Here is a 15,201-nt window from a genome sequence, read left to right as displayed (position 1 = left end):
TGCGGCTGGCACACTGTTGCGCATGCTGGCATTTCTGGTCCGCACCGTGTTCACCGCGGTGGCGTTGTGGGTGGCGACGCTGATCGTCCCGGGAATCGAGTTCGTGGGAGGGTCGACGACCGCCGAGAAGGTCGGGGTCGCGCTGGTCGTGGCCGTCATCTTCGGCCTCCTGAACGCCTTCGTGAAGCCGATCGTGCAGATCATCTCGATCCCCTTCTACATCTTGACGCTGGGGCTCATCCACATCGTCATCAATGCGCTGATACTCGAGATCACCGCGTGGATCACCCGGAACACCACTCACTGGGGCCTCGAGGTCGACGACTTCTTCTGGTCGGCGATCTTCGGCGCCATCGTCGTGTCGGTAGTCGGCTGGCTGCTCGCGCTGCTGATGCGGGACCCGATCGAGAAATGAGGACGATGAGCATGGACATCCGTCGAGTCGGATTCGTGGGGGCCCTCGCGGCCGTGCTGGCACTGACCGCGTGCGGCAGCGACGGCGCCGTCGACCAGCAACGCTCGGTCACCGTCGTCGGGTCCGGTCAGGTCAGCGGCGCCCCGGACACCCTGCGAGCCGACATCGGCGTCGAGTCGACGGCCGGCGACGTGACCACCGCACTGAACGAGACGAGCGAGAAGATCCGCGCGGTCACCGACGCGGTGGTCGACGCCGGCGTGGACCGCAAGGACGTCGCCACCCAGCAGGTGTCGGTGAGTCCGCAGTACTCCAGTCCGGTCCCCGGCGGTTCCAGCCAGATCAGCGGCTACGTGGCGACCAACTCGATCCGCGTCACCATCCGCGACCTCTCCAAGGCCTCCGCGGTCCTGAGCGCCGCGGCGACCGCAGGCGGGGACAACACCCGGATCAGCAACGTCGCATTCGCGATCGACGACGATTCGGAACTCCTCGAGCAGGCGCGCGCGGCGGCGTTCGACGACGCCCGCGGCCGCGCCGAGCAGTACGCCTCCCTCGCCGACGACTCACTCGGCAAGGTGCTGACCATCAAGGAGACGACGAGCGGTCAGGAACAGCCCGCCTCCCCCGGCACCTTCGAGCGCGACGTCGCCGCCGCACCCGTCCCCATCGAGCCCGGACAACAGGAGCTGACCTTCACGGTCACGGTGACGTTCGCGCTCAACTGAGCGACACTCACCTCGCTCGCACCGGGGCCACCAGACGCCCGAATTGCCCGGTGCGCGGAGAATTTTCGGCACAGAACGGCAACGACTGGGTGACAACTCCCCATCGTCGCCGAAACACGCTCTTACGGTGAGGCGGGTTGGGGTGATCAGTACGGGGTCGAGAAGAAGGAGAGCTTGTCATGACCGCATTCCGAACACGCACTCTCGCCGCCTCGGGGCTGGCGGCCGCCGCAGTATTCGCGTCCATCGGCGTCGCCGCGCCGGCCGACGCAGCCGAAACCAAGTCGCTGAAGATCTCCGGCGAACTCGAGATCGCCCCGGACCTCGAGGTCCTCGAGATCACGGCCGACGGCGTCACCGACGACAAGGGCAAGACCACCGGCACCTATGTCGCAACACTCCTGGCCGGCGACGACGACAATCCCCTGCCCTTCAAGGTCAAGGGGCCGATCACGTGCATCCACACCGACGGGAACACGGCGTCGCTGGTCTACCCGATCGCGGCCACCGATCCCAACCTCATCCCCGCGGGACTCAGCGAGGCCCTCGCCGTGCAGATCACCGTCCGGAAGGGCTCAGGCGAGGACGACAACAAGGTCGGGGTGAACGGCCCGGCGCCGACCGATTCGTTCAAGGGATGCAAGCCCGCGGCCACCCCGTACGCCTTCGACGGGGAGATCGAGATCAAGCAGTTTCGCCTTTCTGATCGTGTAGAGCGATAGTCGTTCTGCGCCAACGGAACTAATCTCCACCGCGCGCATAACCATTGGGTTGACCGGTCGTCGATGACAGCGTGAGGACATCGCGCACATCATCGACGAATCGAGCCCACTCGTGTCCTCATCGCTGCCCTCTCACGACATCCCGCCTCCAGCCGGTACGCACGGAACGCGGCGCCGACGACGACGCTTTCTGTACACCAAGGTCTTCGCCACGGCCGCGACTCTCGCCGCCGTCGTCCTCGCGTCGGCGTGCAGTCCGTCGGACTCCGAGGTCGACCTGAGCAAGACGCTCCCCACCGACATCCCGGCGGGCACCACCCTGGTGGTGGCCGACCAGCAGAACCTGGTCCAGAACCTCCTCGCCGCGAGCGGCAACGGCGAAAACCTGCCGTACAAGGTCGAATTCGCCAACTTCACCGGCGGACCCGCGGTGCTGGAGGCCTTCCGCGCGGGCACCGCCGACGTCGCACCGGTCGGTGACGTCCCGCCGATCCACGCACATCTCACCGGGCAACAGGTTCCGATCATCCTGGCGCGAAAGGTCCAGCCGGACTCGTACCGTTTCGCGACCAGCCCCAAGGCTGCCCCGACCCTGCGCACCGGAGCCGACCTGCGGGGTAAGCGAATCGCCTATGCCGAGGGCACCGCTCAGCAGGTGGCTGTTCTCCGGGCTCTGCAGAACGCCGGGCTGACCACCGATGACGTGACCCTGGTGCGGCTGCAGCTCGTCGAGTTCTCCGAGGCACTCGGGGCCGACGAGGTCGACGTCGCACCGCTCAACGAGCCACGTCTCACCCGCTACCTCCGCGACTACTCGCGCGACGGGGCGTCGTTCCTCGACCCCGCGGCCGTCGGACGGACGTCGGAGGGACTCTCCTACTTCTATGCCCGGGGAGAGTCGCTCACCGACCCGGCCAAGGCCGCCGCGCTACGCCACTTCGTCGGTGTCCTCGTCAACTCCTTCCACTGGATCAACACGCACCCCGCGGAATGGGTGAAGGCCTACTACGTCGGCGACCAGAAGGTGACCGACGACGACGGCTGGCGAATCCTCGAATCCACCGGCACCACCGGCATCCCGGCACTCGACGACACGCTGATCTCGACGCAGCAGAACACCATCGACGTCATCGAGAAGGCCGGCGAGCTGCCGAAACCCGTGTCCGCCGCCGATCTCTTCGACCTTCGCTTCGCCCCGGTGATCGAAGAGGCCGCGGCCGCAGCAGGCGTCGACCGCGCCTCCGAGCAGGTGAAGCAATGACGACGATCGCACCGGAGACGGACGCCGGCACCGCGGTCGGACCGACCACGACGATCGACCCGGCCCCGCAGACCGCCCATCTCGAACACCGCACCGGAAAGACGCGTCGCCTCGGGCCCGGACGACCGATCCCGTTCGGCTGGCTCATCGGTCCCGCAATCCTCGTGGCGGTCTGGGTGATCGGGTCGGCGACCGGATTCATCGACCCGCGAACACTTCCCGCGCCGTCGACCATCTGGTCGACCACGGTCGAACTCTGGTCGGACGGCCGCCTGCCGACCAACATCCTCGCTTCCCTGCGGCTCGCCGCCATCTCGCTGGTCATCGGCGTCGGGGTGGGCGTCGTCCTGGCCCTGATCTCGGGGCTGAGCCGCATCGGCGAATCGATCGTCGACGGCCCGATCCAGATCAAACGAGCGATCCCGACACTCGCGATCATCCCGCTCGCCATCATGTGGTTCGGCATCGGCGACGCCATGAAGATCATCATCATCTCGACCAGCGTGATGATCCCCGTCTACATCAACACCCACGCCCAGCTGCGCGGCGTGGACATCCGCCACGTCGAACTCGCGCAGACCGTCGGCTTGTCCCGGACCGCGTTCATCCGACGCGTCGCCCTCCCGGGTGCGGTACCCGGGTTCTTCACCGGATTGCGACTGGCCGTGACGATCTCGTGGCTCGCGCTCGTCGTCGTCGAACAGGTCAACGCGACCGAGGGCATCGGCTACCTGATGAACCAGGCCCGTCTCTACGGACAGCTGGAGATCGTCGTGGTGGGGCTCGTGGTCTACGCCGTCTTCGGTCTCGTCGGCGACACCGTCGTCCGCACCGTCGAGAGGAGGGCACTGTCATGGCGAAAGTCACTGGGCAGCTGATCGATCGGGCGGAGACCTCCGCCGATGCACCTGAATCCGCACCCGAAGTCCTTGTCGTCCGGGGCGTCTCACGCAGCTTCGGCGAACGGACCGTACTCGACAACATCGACCTGACGATCCGGGCCGGCGAATTCGTCGCCCTCCTGGGCCGCAGCGGCAGCGGAAAGTCCACACTTCTGCGGGCCATCGCGGGTCTCGACAACGGCGTCACCGGCGCCGGCGACCTCTATGTCGCGCCCTCTACCTCGGTGGTCTTCCAGGACTCCCGGCTCCTCCCGTGGGCACGGGTACTCCCCAATGTCACCCTGGGGCTCGGCGGACGCGGGGCAACCGCCGCCGGTCGGCGGACACTCTCCGACGTCGGGCTCGCCGGCCGCGAGAACGCCTGGCCCACCGAGCTGTCCGGCGGCGAGCAACAACGCGTGGCGCTCGCCAGATCGCTGGTGCGCCAACCGCAGCTGCTCCTCGCGGACGAACCCTTCGGAGCTCTGGACGCGCTGACCCGCATCCGGATGCACGGCCTGCTGCGCGACCTGTGCGCGAAGTACCGGCCCGGCGTCCTGCTGGTCACACACGACGTGGACGAGGCCATCACGCTGGCCGATCGCGTCCTCGTCCTCGACGAGGGACGGTTCGTCGCCGATCGTGACCTGACCGCCCTCGGACCGCAGCGCTCGCTGCGCGACCCCGATTTCGTCAGCCACCGTGAGGCACTTCTGCGCGCACTCGGCGTCGACGCCGACGCGACCTGAGACCCTACGCACAACAACGCATCTCACGAACACCGACACGAAAAGGATCAGTTGTGACCACCGATCGTCAGCTCCACCTCAATGCCTTCATCTACCCCGTTGGGCATCACGAGGCCGCGTGGCGTCATCCCCGGACGCAGCCGGAGCGTCTGTTCGACGCGGATTACTACCAGCAGATCGCGCGGGAGGCGGAGGCCGCGAAGTTCGACGCGGTGTTCTTCGCCGACGGTCCCGCCCTGCGCACCGAGGCCGCGTACAGCGCTGCCGGGCGCCTCGAACCCATCACCCTGCTGACCGCGATCGCCGCGGCCACCGAACGCATCGGCCTCATCGCGACGGCGTCGACGACCTATTACGAGCCCTACAACCTCGCGCGATTGTTCTCGAGTCTGGACTTCCTGTCGAAGGGTCGCGCGGGGTGGAACATCGTCACCACCTCCTCCGAGGTCGCCGCCGAGAACTTCGGCCTCGCCGCCCATCCCGATCCGGCTGATCGTTACCGCCGCGCCGCGGAGTTCGTCGAGGCCGCCACCCGGCTGTGGGATTCGTGGGAGGACGACGCCGTCGTCGTGGATCGTGAGGCGGGCATCTACGCCGACACCGACAAGATCCATCGGGCTGAGTTCGTCGGGGAACACCTCAGTGTCCGAGGCGCTTTCAGCGCTCCACGGTCTCCTCAGGGACATCCCGTGCTGGTGCAGGCCGGCGCATCCGACGACGGCCGGGCCTTCGCCGCCCGTCACGCCGAGGCGATCTTCACCGCCCACCAGCTCGTCGAGCACGGGCGCGCGTTCTACTCCGACATCAAGGCGGGTGCGGCGAAGCTCGGCCGCAACCCCGACCACGTGGTGATCCTGCCGGGCCTCAGCCCGTTCATCGGCGGCACCGAGGCGCAGGCGCGCGCACTCGAGCAGGAGTTCAACGAACTCACCGTCCCCGCCTACGGGATCAAGCAGTTGCGCGGCATCATCGGCGTCGACCTGTCCGGTCATGACCTCGACGCCCCCGTCCCCCAAGAACTCTTCGGCGACGCCGGGGACGTCACCAGCAACAAGCGCAGCCGCAAGCAGGTGGTCGCGGGCATCGTCGAACGGGAGAAGCCGACGCTGCGCACTCTGCTCCACCGGCTCGCCGGCGCGCGCGGTCACCGGGTGTTCGCCGGCACCCCCGAGCAGGTCGCCGACACCATCGAGCACTGGTTCACCACCGGCGCCGCAGACGGATTCAACATCATGCCGCCCTACTACCCGGGCGGACTGACCGACTTCGTGGAGACCGTCGTACCGATCCTGCAGCGCCGCGGCCTGTTCCGCACCGAGTACTCGGGCACCACATTGCGTGACCACTTCGGTCTGCCGCGACCGGCCAGCCGGTTCACCGCCGAGGCCGACGCCGCACAATACGCGAGTTGAGCGCCACCACAAGCCAACTCGTCCTCCACGTCTACATCCCGACGTCGCTGCTGGGCCTGGCGACGGGGGCGACCGCACCGGTCGTCCCCCTCGCCGCGCTCGCGCACGGTGCGTCGCTCACGCTCGCCGCGCTCGTGGTCGCAGCCGGCGGGCTCGGTGTACTGATGGCAGACCTGCCTGCCGGCCGTCTCGTGTCGCAGGTGGGTGAACAGCGGTCGATGCTGATCGGCGCGGTCGTCGGACTCGTCGGCGCCGCACTGTGCGTCGTCGACGCATCCCTGCTGACCCTCACCGCCGGGGTGACGTCACTCGGTCTCGCACAGGCTGTCTGGGGTCTGGCGAGACAGTCGTATCTCACCGCGGCGGTCGATCCGGCACGACGGGCCCGGGCGATATCGGCAATGGCGGGCATGCATCGGCTGGGCTTCTTCGTCGGGCCGTTCGCGGGCGCCGCCATGCTCACCACTGCGTCCGGCATGGTCGGGGTGTTCGTCATCCAGTTGATCGCGGTCGGTGCCGCCGGGGTGCTGATGTCGACGATGGCCGACGCCGAGAGCCGCACCCCGGGAACGCCGTCGGCACCGATCTGGGCGACCGCCCGCCGTCATCGTGATCCGCTGATGCGGTTGGGGCCGGGCGCTTTCGCCCTCGGATCACTGCGGGCCACGCGGATGGTGTTGTTGCCGCTGTGGGCCGAACGGGTCGGGATGGATGCGTCGACGACCGCCCTGCTGTTCGGTGTGGCCGGGGCCGTCGACGTGGTGTTGTCGTACCCGTCGGGTGTCGCCCTCGACCGCTGGGGTCGACGTGGGATGGCGATACTCTCCACCGCATTGTTCGGGACGTCCCTGCTGGCGCTGCCGCTGGTCCACACACCCGCCGCCCTGTGGTTCGTCGCGCTCGGCATGGGTGTCGGCAACGGACTCACCAACGGACTGGTGATGACCGTGGGCGCCGACATCTCCCCCGCCGACGCCCGTCCACAGTTCCTGTCGTTGTGGCGCCTGCTGCACGACGCCGGGGTGGCCGGCGCGCCGGGCGCGGTGGGCGGGATCGCGGGCGTCGCCGGTCTCCCCGTGGCCGCGATCGCGATGGGTGTGGTGGGGCTCGTCGGCGCCGGATTCTTCGGTCGTAACCTCGCTCCCGGCAGATACTCTCCGCCCGGCCGAGAACCGTCCCACCTCACCGCGGATGGACCACGCCCGCCTGGCATCCTGGATCGGTGCGAGCCGTCATCCAGCGAGTCAGTCAAGCCCGCGTGAGCGTCGACGGCGAGGTCGTCGGCGAGCTCGACATCCCGGACGGCGGATCCGGTCTCGTCGCTCTCGTCGGCGCCACCCACGACGACACTCCCGATCACGCCGCGAAGCTCGCAGACAAGATCTGGCGCCTGCGGATCTTCAACGGCGAGGAAGGCCCCGAGAAGGCAGCCGCCGACATCGATGCGCCGATCCTGGTCATCAGCCAGTTCACCCTGTACGCCAACACCGCCAAGGGACGCCGGCCGTCGTGGAACGCCGCCGCCCCGGGCCCGGTGGCAGAGCCGCTCGTCGATGCGGTCGTCGACGCTCTGCGCGCTGCTGGTGCCACGGTCGCCACCGGACGGTTCGGAGCGAACATGCAGGTGAGCCTGGTCAACGACGGACCTGTGACGCTGATCCTCGATGTCTGATGACTAGCGTCGAAGGACTAGGGTCGAATCCGTGGGACGAATAACCGCACGACGCCGTGTCACCCGCATCCGACGCGATGCGGCCCCGACGCAACGCGCCGACACCCTGGCCGTCGAGGAGCCCCTCGAGATCCGCGTCGGCGGTCAGCAGCTGAGCGTCACCATGCGCACCCCGGGCAACGATTTCGAACTCGTCGCCGGATACCTCGTCTCCGAGGGCGTCATCACCGTAGGCAGCGACTACTCCACTGCACGCTACTGCGCGGGCACCGACTCCACCGGCGCCAACACCTACAACGTCGTCGACGTCTCGCTGGCCGGCCACGTTCCGCCGCCCTCGGCCGGCGTCGTCCGCCGCAACACCATGACGAGTGCGTGTGGTGTGTGCGGCAAGGACAGCATCGAGGCCGTCCACACCCGCTCGGCCCACGATCCGGCCGCCGACACCCTGACCGTCGACGTCGACACCCTGCTGGATCTCCCCGACCGTCTCCGCGCCGAACAGGACGTCTTCGACAAGACCGGCGGACTCCACGCGGCGGCCCTGTTCGACGCCGACGGCGAACTGCTCGTCGTCCGCGAGGACGTGGGCCGGCACAACGCCGTCGACAAGGTCATCGGCTGGGCGGTCCTCGCCGACCGACTTCCGTTGTGCGGCAACGTCCTTCAGGTCTCGGGTCGAGCCAGCTTCGAGCTGGTACAGAAAGCGGCGATGGCGGGCGTCCCGATGCTGAGCGCGGTGTCCGCACCCTCTTCCCTGGCCGCCGACCTCGCTGACGACCTCGGCATCACCCTGATCGGGTTCTCCCGCGGCGAGTCGATGGTCGTCTACACGCGGCCGGATCGGGTCGTCGGCGCGACGGCTGATCGCTCCCAGGCCGTCAGCGGCTGAACGCCGATGCCGCGATCGCGGCGTCGATGACACCGAGCAGCGAGGCGTCGGGATCCTCTGCCGACATCCAGCGACGGTAGGCGTACTCGACCACCGCGAGCACCGTGCACACTGTGACACCCGGCCGGAAGTCCGCTTCGGGGTCGAGATCCATACGCGCCGCGGCCATCTCGATGAGCCGCGCCTTGTCGGCGTCGTCGATGAGCGTCATCTTCGCCGCGACGCCGGGTACGGCGAGAACCACCGACTGCCACTGCCGCATCTCCTCATCGTCGACATCGGCGGTCTGCGTACGGACCGCCGCGATCAGTGCGTCGACGATCGTGAGCCCGTCGGGTTGGGCGGCGAAGCCCGCGACGATGGCCGCACTGCTGGCACGCAGGGGACGCAGCAGCAGGTCCTCCTTGGTCGGGACATAGCGGTAGTAGGTGCTCGGCGAGACGCCGGCGGCCGCCGCGATCTCGTCGGTCGTCACCCGGTCGTAGCCACGTTCGACGAAGAGCCGCAGCGCCGCGGCATCGATGTCACGGCGCACCTGCGTGCGCTGCTTCTCGCGAAGAGACGGTCCCATACCGAGCCATCGTGCCACCTTGTGGGACCAGCCCCAAAAGTGATAGTAACTGTCACATAGACAGTTACTATCAGAGGAGCGGCGATGAACGAAGTGGATGTGATCGTGGTCGGGTCCGGCGCGGGCGGGATGGCCTCTGCGATCACCGCGGCCGCCCGGGGGTTCGACGTGGTGCTGCTGGAGAAGTCCTCACACTGGGGCGGGTCCACGGCGAGATCCGGAGGCGGGGTGTGGATTCCAGGTAACGATGTCCTGCGCGCCCACCTGGCCGCCGACGACGCCGAGTCGGCACGCACCTACCTCCATGCCATCGTCGGTTCCGACGACCCGCGCATCGACGTCTACATCGACCGGGGAGATGAGGCACTGCGGTTCCTGACCGAACACTCCGCACTCGATCTGCAGTGGGTTCGCGGCTACAGCGACTACCTACCGGAACAGCCCGGGGGCCTGGCCCGAGGCCGGTCCTGCGAGCCGCGGCCGTTCGACCTCCGGCGCCTCGGTCACGATCACGCCACCATGCAGCCGTTCTACACCCGAACACCGATGAACGTCGTTGTGCAGCAGTCCGATTACCGTTGGCTGAGCACCGGACTCCGGCACTGGCAAGGACCGATGCGGGCGCTCAGGGTCGCCGGCCGCACCGCCCTGGCCAGGGCCCGGGGAGCTCAGATCGTCGGACTCGGCGGCGCGCTGGCCGCCTCGCTGATGGTCGGCGTACGGGAAGCGGGGATTTCCGTTCATCTCGACATGGAGGTCATCGAGGTGACCCGCGCCGGAGACCGCGTCACCGGCGTCCGGTGCGCCGACGGAACGTCGTTCATAGCGCGCCGTGGGGTCGTCGTGGCCAGTGGCGGTTTCGACCACAACGAATCGATGCGGAGCGAACACCACCGGGCGCCGGCAGGCGCGTCGCTCTCCCTGGGGGTTCCCTCCAACACCGGTGACGGCATCCGCGCAGCGGTGGCTGTAGGCGCGGCGACGGCCCTGATGGACGATGCGTGGTGGGCTCCGTCGATTCCGTTGCCGAAGGGACCCTGGTTCGCACTCGCCGAACGTTCTCTGCCGCGCAGCATCATCGTCAACGCACACGGACGCCGCTTCATGAACGAGTCCCTGCCGTACGTCGAGGCCACCCATCGCATGTTCGGCGGCCTCCACGGACGCGGCGACGGCCCGGCCGAGAACCTCCCCTGCTGGCTGATATTCGACCAGACCTACCGCAACCGGTACATGTTCGCGGGGAAGCCCGCCCGTGCCCCACTGCCGTCCTCGTGGTTCGACTCGGGTGCGTTGACCACTGCCCGGTCGGTCGGCGAGCTGGCGGACACGATCGGTGTGCCTGCCGCCGCACTGAGCGAGACCATCTCGACCTTCAACCACGCCGCCCGCACCGGTCACGACGCGGAGTTCCATCGTGGCGAGTCGGCCTACGACCGCTACTACGCCGACCCCACCAACCGCCCCAATCCGAGCCTGGGTGAGATAACCCGCCCGCCGTTCTACGCGGCGCGCATCGTCCCGGCCGACCTGGGCACCAAAGGTGGGATCGTGACCGACGAGCATTCCCGCGCACTCACCCCGGACGGTGCCCCCATCCCCGGCCTATACGCCGTCGGCAACGCCTCCGCCGCGCTGATGGGCCACACCTATGCGGGCCCGGGCGCCACCATCGGACCGGCGCTCGTCTTCGGTTACCTCGCGGCGCTGCACGCCACGGATCAGCAGGACCGCTCCCAAGCAGGCGACGTCACGCCTCCTTGCCCGACGCCGCGAGTTTGAGCAACTGACCCGCGGTGGCATCCGGGAGATATGCGCGCGAGACCGCCAAACCGATTCGGGGAAGATCGGATTCATCGCGGAAGGCGAGATACACCGGTTCGTAGCGCGGATTGAACTTCTTCTTGAACGTGTGCAGCGACCGGAACCCGTAGTACGGCTCGAGAGCCGCACCGAGAGCGTCTAGCAGTTTGTCGAGCGGCTCGGGATCGAAGTCCTCGGTGCGGGCCAGCGGCGCACCCGACAGCGAGATGAACTGCGCTCCTTCGTCTTTGAACGACACGGCCGACGACGCGATCAGGTACTCGACGACGGGACCGAAACCGTCGGTCCGGCGGCGCATGATGTCGAGTGTCCAACCGGCGACCTCACCGCCGGGCGCATACACCGGGAGCCAGGACAGGACGCCGTGGACGTTCCCGTCGGGATCGACGGCCAGCGCGACGCGCACCGCCGGGTCCATCGCCTCCTCCACACTGCCGAGCGTGAAGCCCATCTCGGGTAAGCCCTTGTCCCCCACCCACTCCTCGGAGATGGCCCGCACCTGGGTTCGCACGGCGAAGGATTCGTCGGCGAGGGTGACCATGCGCATCGAGATGTCCTGCTTGCCCGCCTTGTTGAGGGCGGAGCGCACATGCTGCCACGGCTTGCCCTTGAACTCGAGACCAGGCAGGTCGACGATCGTGTCCTCGGCGATCTGTACGCTCAGCCAACCGCGTTCGGTGACGATCTCCGACGTCGACGACCCGATCGAGAACCAGCACGGCGTCGCGCCCGAACGCTCCGCGAGCTCGATGAAGGCGTTCACCGCATCACGACGACGTTCGGGGGCGCACACCGGATCCGCCAGCGCCAGCAGGGTTCCGACGTGGTTCTGGTAGGTCACCACCGACTCGCCCTCGTCGGAGAACTGATACGAGTTGCCGGGCCAGGTCGTCATCCACGACATCGTGCCGCCACCGTGCTCACGGAGGAGGGCCCGCACCCGATCCACCGGATCGGCGTCGGGGTCATCACCCGGCGCACCCTCATGCCGCACCCGCCACGGGACGGCGAAGGCGAACCGGCCGGGGATGAGGATGGCGAGCAACAACGCCCACAGCAGCGTGGTACCCAATGTCACCGCACCCTCGGTCGAGACGTCGGTGAAGATGACGAGAACCACCGTCAGGAATGTCGCGACGACGTTCAGCGCTCCGATCACGACCGCGACCCACCAGGCCCACCGCTTGCCCCGACGTAGCTGGTCGGCGATCAGCACGTTGATGACCAGACCGATGAGCATGGTGAACACCGAGTCGTCGCCGGCGTCGGTCGGTCCGAGCGGGCCGTCCCCCGGGAACAGGAACACCATCAGGTTCGCCGCGGCGATCACCAACAGCGCGGCGCATCCCAGCATGCGGACCTCGCGCCGGGTGCGAGGCATGTAGCCACGCTCCTTGGTGGCGAAGAACTTCTCCCCCACCACGAGCATGATCACGGCCGCCAGAACGTATTCGACGGAGGCGAGAGTTCCCTGGAAGAGGAACGCGGTGGCGACGACCGCGCCCATCAGCACACGCACGCGCGGGCGCCACGGAGAACGAACCGTCGCCGAGGCCACCGCGACCGCGGACACGACGAGTGCGCCGACACCCGCGCCCCGCGACTCGGCCAGGTCCTCCGCCCACCGCCACGACGTGACCTCGGTCGACAGCAGCCACAGAACACCGACGGTCAGGAAGCAGGACGCCAGATGTCCGCCGACGCCCACCAGGACCGCCTTGACCGTGCCGAGTTGCCATTCGGCCCAACCCATTCCGACGACGACGACCACGAACGCGATCAGATACAACCACGGCCCGGGTTCAACGAAGGCAGAGCTGATCGGTGTCCACCACTTGCCCTCACGCAGCGCGGGCAGGCCGAAGGCGACGTCGCGATACCAGGACTTGTCGTTGGCCCGGCCCCAGAGCGAACCGGTTGCCACACCGACGACGGCCAGCGCAATGGTGAGGGCGGCGGTGAACGGCAACCGGCGGACAGCAGCGGACCACGACACGTCGAAGTGCATGGTCAACGGTACGACGAGATATCAGCCGCCACACGCCCAACGACAGGAACCGGCACGAATACGGCGGCCGATACACACCCCGCAGTGGCGCGGTCGCGGGTCACTCGCGTGCCGAGGACACCAACTGTGGTTGAGCGGACCGATGACCGCGAACCTTGGCCGCCAACGTATCCAGTCGCTCGACCTGCTGCGTGGTCAGTGCGACGTCGACGCCGGCCAGGTTCTCCGAGACGCGCTCGGCGAACCGTGAACCCGGGATCGAGACGACAGGGAGATCGAACTCGCGACCCTTGGTGTAGAACCAGGCCAGCGCCAGCTGTGCACCGGTGGCACCGACCTCGTCGGCGATCTGCAAGAACTCGTCGAGGACCGGCTTGTTGTACGCGAGGTTGGTGGGCGTGTAGCGCGAGATGTTCAGGCGCACATCGCCTTCGACCAGGTCGTTGTAGTCGAGGAGCCCGGCCAGCCACTTGCGGCCCAGGGTTGAGTAGGAGACGAAGCCGACTCCGTGCTCGCGGGCAGCGGGTACCACGAAGCGCTCGACGTCTCGGGAGACGACGCTCCACTCGGACTGGATGGCGGCGATCGGGTGCACGCTGACCGCGCGGCGGATCTCGTCACCGGTCGCCTCGGACAGACCGATGTGCAGGACCTTGCCCTCCTCGACCAGTTCCTTGACCGCGCCGATGGTCTCTTCGATCGGGACCACCGGGTCGACGCGGTGCTGGTAGTACAGGTCGATGCGATCGGTGCCGAGTCGTGCCAGGCTGAGTTCGACCTGCTCGCGAACGTACTCTCGGTCGCCGCGGACCCCGCGCTGTCCGACGCCGCCCTGACGGACGATGCCGAACTTGGTGGCGAGCTGGACGTCGTCGCGGCGAGTCCTGAGTAGCTTCCCGATCGTGGTCTCGCTGCGCCCGTCACCGTAGACGTTGGCGGTGTCGATGAACGTCACGCCGCTGTCGACCGCATGCGTGAGGGTACGCAGGGCGTCGTCATCCGACACCGCGCCGTAGACGTCGGTCAGCGACATGCCACCGAATCCGAGGGCTGAAACCTTCAGTCCGTCGCCGAGTTCCACAATCGTCATCTCGTCCCACTCTTCTCTGCTCGTCACTCGTCATCCACCGTGCCAGGTCACGACTACACGATCACGACCATTCAACGGGTGAGCGGATCGGCGATCAATCGTTGTTCGCTATGCGCACCATAAAGCGGAGCTTCACAACCCGGCAGACTCCGGGCTGTCGCAGAATCGAGTCGGCGACGACTAGCGGGGTCGCGGGGTGAGAATCCGGGGACCGTCGGCGGTGACCGCGACGGTGTGTTCCCAGTGCGCGGCTCGTGAGCCGTCGTCGGTGACGACCGTCCAGTCGTCCTCGAGGACGGTGGTGTCCACGGTGCCGAGGGTCAGCATCGGCTCGATGGCGAGGGTCGACCCGATCACCAGCAGCGGGCCCTTGCCCGGCTCGCCCTCGTTCGCGAGGAACGGGTCCATGTGCATCTCGCGGCCGATGCCGTGACCGCCGTAGCCGTCGACGATGCCGAAGGGCCGGTCGAACTTCTTCTCCGCGGCGCGGGTACCGAGTTCGATCGCGTGGGAGATGTCGGTGAGGCGTGCGCCGTCGACCATGGCCGCGATACCGGCCTCCATCGAGAGACGGGTGGCCTCGGACAGTTCGGCGTCGGCCTGCGACAGCTCCCCGACCCCGAAGGTCCAGGCCGAGTCGCCGTGCCAGCCGTCGAGGATCGCGCCGCAGTCGATCGACACGAGATCACCCTCGGCCAGAACGACATCCGCCGACGGGATTCCGTGGACGACGACGTCGTTGACCGAGCTGCAGATCGATCCGGGGAAACCGTTGTAACCCTTGAAGGAGGGAACGGCCCCGGCCTCGCGGATCACGGTCTCCGCGACCTCGTCGAGCTCGAGGGTGCTGACCCCCACCTTCGCGGCGTCACGGACGGCCACGAGGGCCGATCCGACGACTGCGCCCGCTGCTGCCATCGCATCCAGTTCACCGGCGGAGCGGAACGGAACGCGCTTGCGTTTACGAAAACCCATC

The 15,201-nt window shown here is 67.8% G+C and carries 15 protein-coding genes; 11 read left to right on the top strand and 4 right to left on the bottom strand.

Features of this window, described 5'->3' with window-relative positions; all coding sequences use genetic code 11:
- The first annotated feature begins 22 nt into the window (after nt 1-22).
- The 10 genes from OK17_RS05395 (at nt 23) to fdhD (ending at nt 8,732) form a co-directional block, all read left to right on the top strand.
- A complete protein-coding gene (locus OK17_RS05395) occupies nt 23-415 on the top strand; it encodes a phage holin family protein (RefSeq protein WP_461416886.1) in 393 nt (130 codons plus the stop codon).
- An 11-nt stretch (nt 416-426) separates the two neighbouring features.
- The gene (locus OK17_RS05390; RefSeq protein WP_232718947.1) at nt 427-1,143 is read left to right on the top strand and encodes an SIMPL domain-containing protein; all 717 of its coding nucleotides are present in this window, start codon (nt 427-429) and stop codon (nt 1,141-1,143) included.
- 179 nt (nt 1,144-1,322) lie between these two features.
- Nucleotides 1,323-1,865 (top strand): hypothetical protein, encoded by a 543-nt coding sequence (locus OK17_RS05385; protein WP_461416885.1) that lies wholly within the window; start codon nt 1,323-1,325, stop codon nt 1,863-1,865.
- 112 nt (nt 1,866-1,977) lie between these two features.
- Nucleotides 1,978-3,126, top strand: a complete 1,149-nt coding sequence (locus OK17_RS05380; RefSeq protein ID WP_232718825.1) for an ABC transporter substrate-binding protein — start codon at nt 1,978-1,980, stop codon at nt 3,124-3,126.
- On the top strand, nt 3,123-4,004 hold the full coding sequence (locus OK17_RS05375; protein WP_232718826.1) for an ABC transporter permease: 882 nt from the start codon (nt 3,123-3,125) through the stop codon (nt 4,002-4,004). Before OK17_RS05380 ends, OK17_RS05375 begins: the two co-directional genes overlap by 4 nt.
- Entirely contained in the window at nt 3,980-4,756 is a 777-nt protein-coding gene (locus OK17_RS05370; RefSeq protein ID WP_232718827.1) for an ABC transporter ATP-binding protein, read from the top strand. Before OK17_RS05375 ends, OK17_RS05370 begins: the two co-directional genes overlap by 25 nt.
- 53 nt (nt 4,757-4,809) lie before the next feature.
- Entirely contained in the window at nt 4,810-6,168 is a 1,359-nt protein-coding gene (locus tag OK17_RS05365) for an LLM class flavin-dependent oxidoreductase (protein ID WP_461416884.1), read from the top strand.
- Nucleotides 6,165-7,430 (top strand): MFS transporter, encoded by a 1,266-nt coding sequence (locus tag OK17_RS05360; RefSeq protein ID WP_232718829.1) that lies wholly within the window; start codon nt 6,165-6,167, stop codon nt 7,428-7,430. Before OK17_RS05365 ends, OK17_RS05360 begins: the two co-directional genes overlap by 4 nt.
- Nucleotides 7,391-7,840, top strand: coding sequence for a D-aminoacyl-tRNA deacylase (gene dtd, locus OK17_RS05355; protein WP_232718830.1), 450 nt, complete (start codon nt 7,391-7,393; stop codon nt 7,838-7,840). Before OK17_RS05360 ends, dtd begins: the two co-directional genes overlap by 40 nt.
- A 31-nt stretch (nt 7,841-7,871) precedes the next feature.
- Nucleotides 7,872-8,732 (top strand): formate dehydrogenase accessory sulfurtransferase FdhD, encoded by an 861-nt coding sequence (gene fdhD, locus OK17_RS05350; RefSeq protein ID WP_232718831.1) that lies wholly within the window; start codon nt 7,872-7,874, stop codon nt 8,730-8,732.
- Here the strand turns inward: fdhD and OK17_RS05345 are convergent.
- Entirely contained in the window at nt 8,722-9,303 is a 582-nt protein-coding gene (locus tag OK17_RS05345) for a TetR/AcrR family transcriptional regulator (RefSeq protein ID WP_232718832.1), read from the bottom strand. The genes fdhD and OK17_RS05345 overlap by 11 nt on opposite strands.
- Before the next feature lie 84 nt (nt 9,304-9,387).
- Here OK17_RS05345 and kstD point away from each other — a divergent pair, with 84 nt between their 5' ends.
- Nucleotides 9,388-11,085 (top strand): 3-oxosteroid 1-dehydrogenase, encoded by a 1,698-nt coding sequence (gene kstD, locus OK17_RS05340; protein WP_232718833.1) that lies wholly within the window; start codon nt 9,388-9,390, stop codon nt 11,083-11,085.
- Here kstD and OK17_RS05335 read toward each other — a convergent pair.
- The 3 genes from OK17_RS05335 to map form a co-directional block, all read right to left on the bottom strand.
- Complete coding sequence (locus OK17_RS05335) at nt 11,054-13,135, bottom strand: bifunctional lysylphosphatidylglycerol flippase/synthetase MprF (RefSeq protein WP_461416882.1); 2,082 nt, start codon at nt 13,133-13,135, stop codon at nt 11,054-11,056. The genes kstD and OK17_RS05335 overlap by 32 nt on opposite strands.
- Before the next feature lie 100 nt (nt 13,136-13,235).
- Nucleotides 13,236-14,225 carry an aldo/keto reductase gene (locus tag OK17_RS05330; protein WP_461416881.1) on the bottom strand — a complete coding sequence of 330 codons (990 nt, stop codon included), beginning with the start codon at nt 14,223-14,225 and terminating at the stop codon, nt 13,236-13,238.
- Nucleotides 14,226-14,405: 180 nt separating this feature from the next.
- Nucleotides 14,406-15,200, bottom strand: a complete 795-nt coding sequence (gene map / locus OK17_RS05325; RefSeq protein ID WP_461416880.1) for a type I methionyl aminopeptidase — start codon at nt 15,198-15,200, stop codon at nt 14,406-14,408.
- Between the last annotated feature and the right edge of the window lies 1 nt (nt 15,201).

Source organism: Gordonia sp. GN26 (assembly GCF_054823965.1).
The sequence above is the reverse complement of the archived record's forward strand: the minus strand, read 5'-3'. Positions and strand labels throughout refer to the sequence as shown.

What these genes read in the sequence shown, in the direction of transcription:
- OK17_RS05395 (WP_461416886.1), top strand. Translation starts at nt 23, where the DNA reads ATGCTGGCATTTCTGGTCCGCACCGTGTTCACCGCGGTGGCGTTGTGG.
- OK17_RS05390 (WP_232718947.1), top strand. Translation starts at nt 427, where the DNA reads ATGGACATCCGTCGAGTCGGATTCGTGGGGGCCCTCGCGGCCGTGCTG.
- OK17_RS05385 (WP_461416885.1), top strand. Translation starts at nt 1,323, where the DNA reads ATGACCGCATTCCGAACACGCACTCTCGCCGCCTCGGGGCTGGCGGCC.
- OK17_RS05375 (WP_232718826.1), top strand. Translation starts at nt 3,123, where the DNA reads ATGACGACGATCGCACCGGAGACGGACGCCGGCACCGCGGTCGGACCG.
- OK17_RS05370 (WP_232718827.1), top strand. Translation starts at nt 3,980, where the DNA reads ATGGCGAAAGTCACTGGGCAGCTGATCGATCGGGCGGAGACCTCCGCC.
- OK17_RS05345 (WP_232718832.1), bottom strand. Translation starts at nt 9,303, where the DNA reads ATGGGACCGTCTCTTCGCGAGAAGCAGCGCACGCAGGTGCGCCGTGAC.
- kstD (WP_232718833.1), top strand. Translation starts at nt 9,388, where the DNA reads ATGAACGAAGTGGATGTGATCGTGGTCGGGTCCGGCGCGGGCGGGATG.
- OK17_RS05335 (WP_461416882.1), bottom strand. Translation starts at nt 13,135, where the DNA reads ATGCACTTCGACGTGTCGTGGTCCGCTGCTGTCCGCCGGTTGCCGTTC.
- OK17_RS05330 (WP_461416881.1), bottom strand. Translation starts at nt 14,225, where the DNA reads ATGACGATTGTGGAACTCGGCGACGGACTGAAGGTTTCAGCCCTCGGA.
- map (WP_461416880.1), bottom strand. Translation starts at nt 15,200, where the DNA reads ATGGGTTTTCGTAAACGCAAGCGCGTTCCGTTCCGCTCCGCCGGTGAA.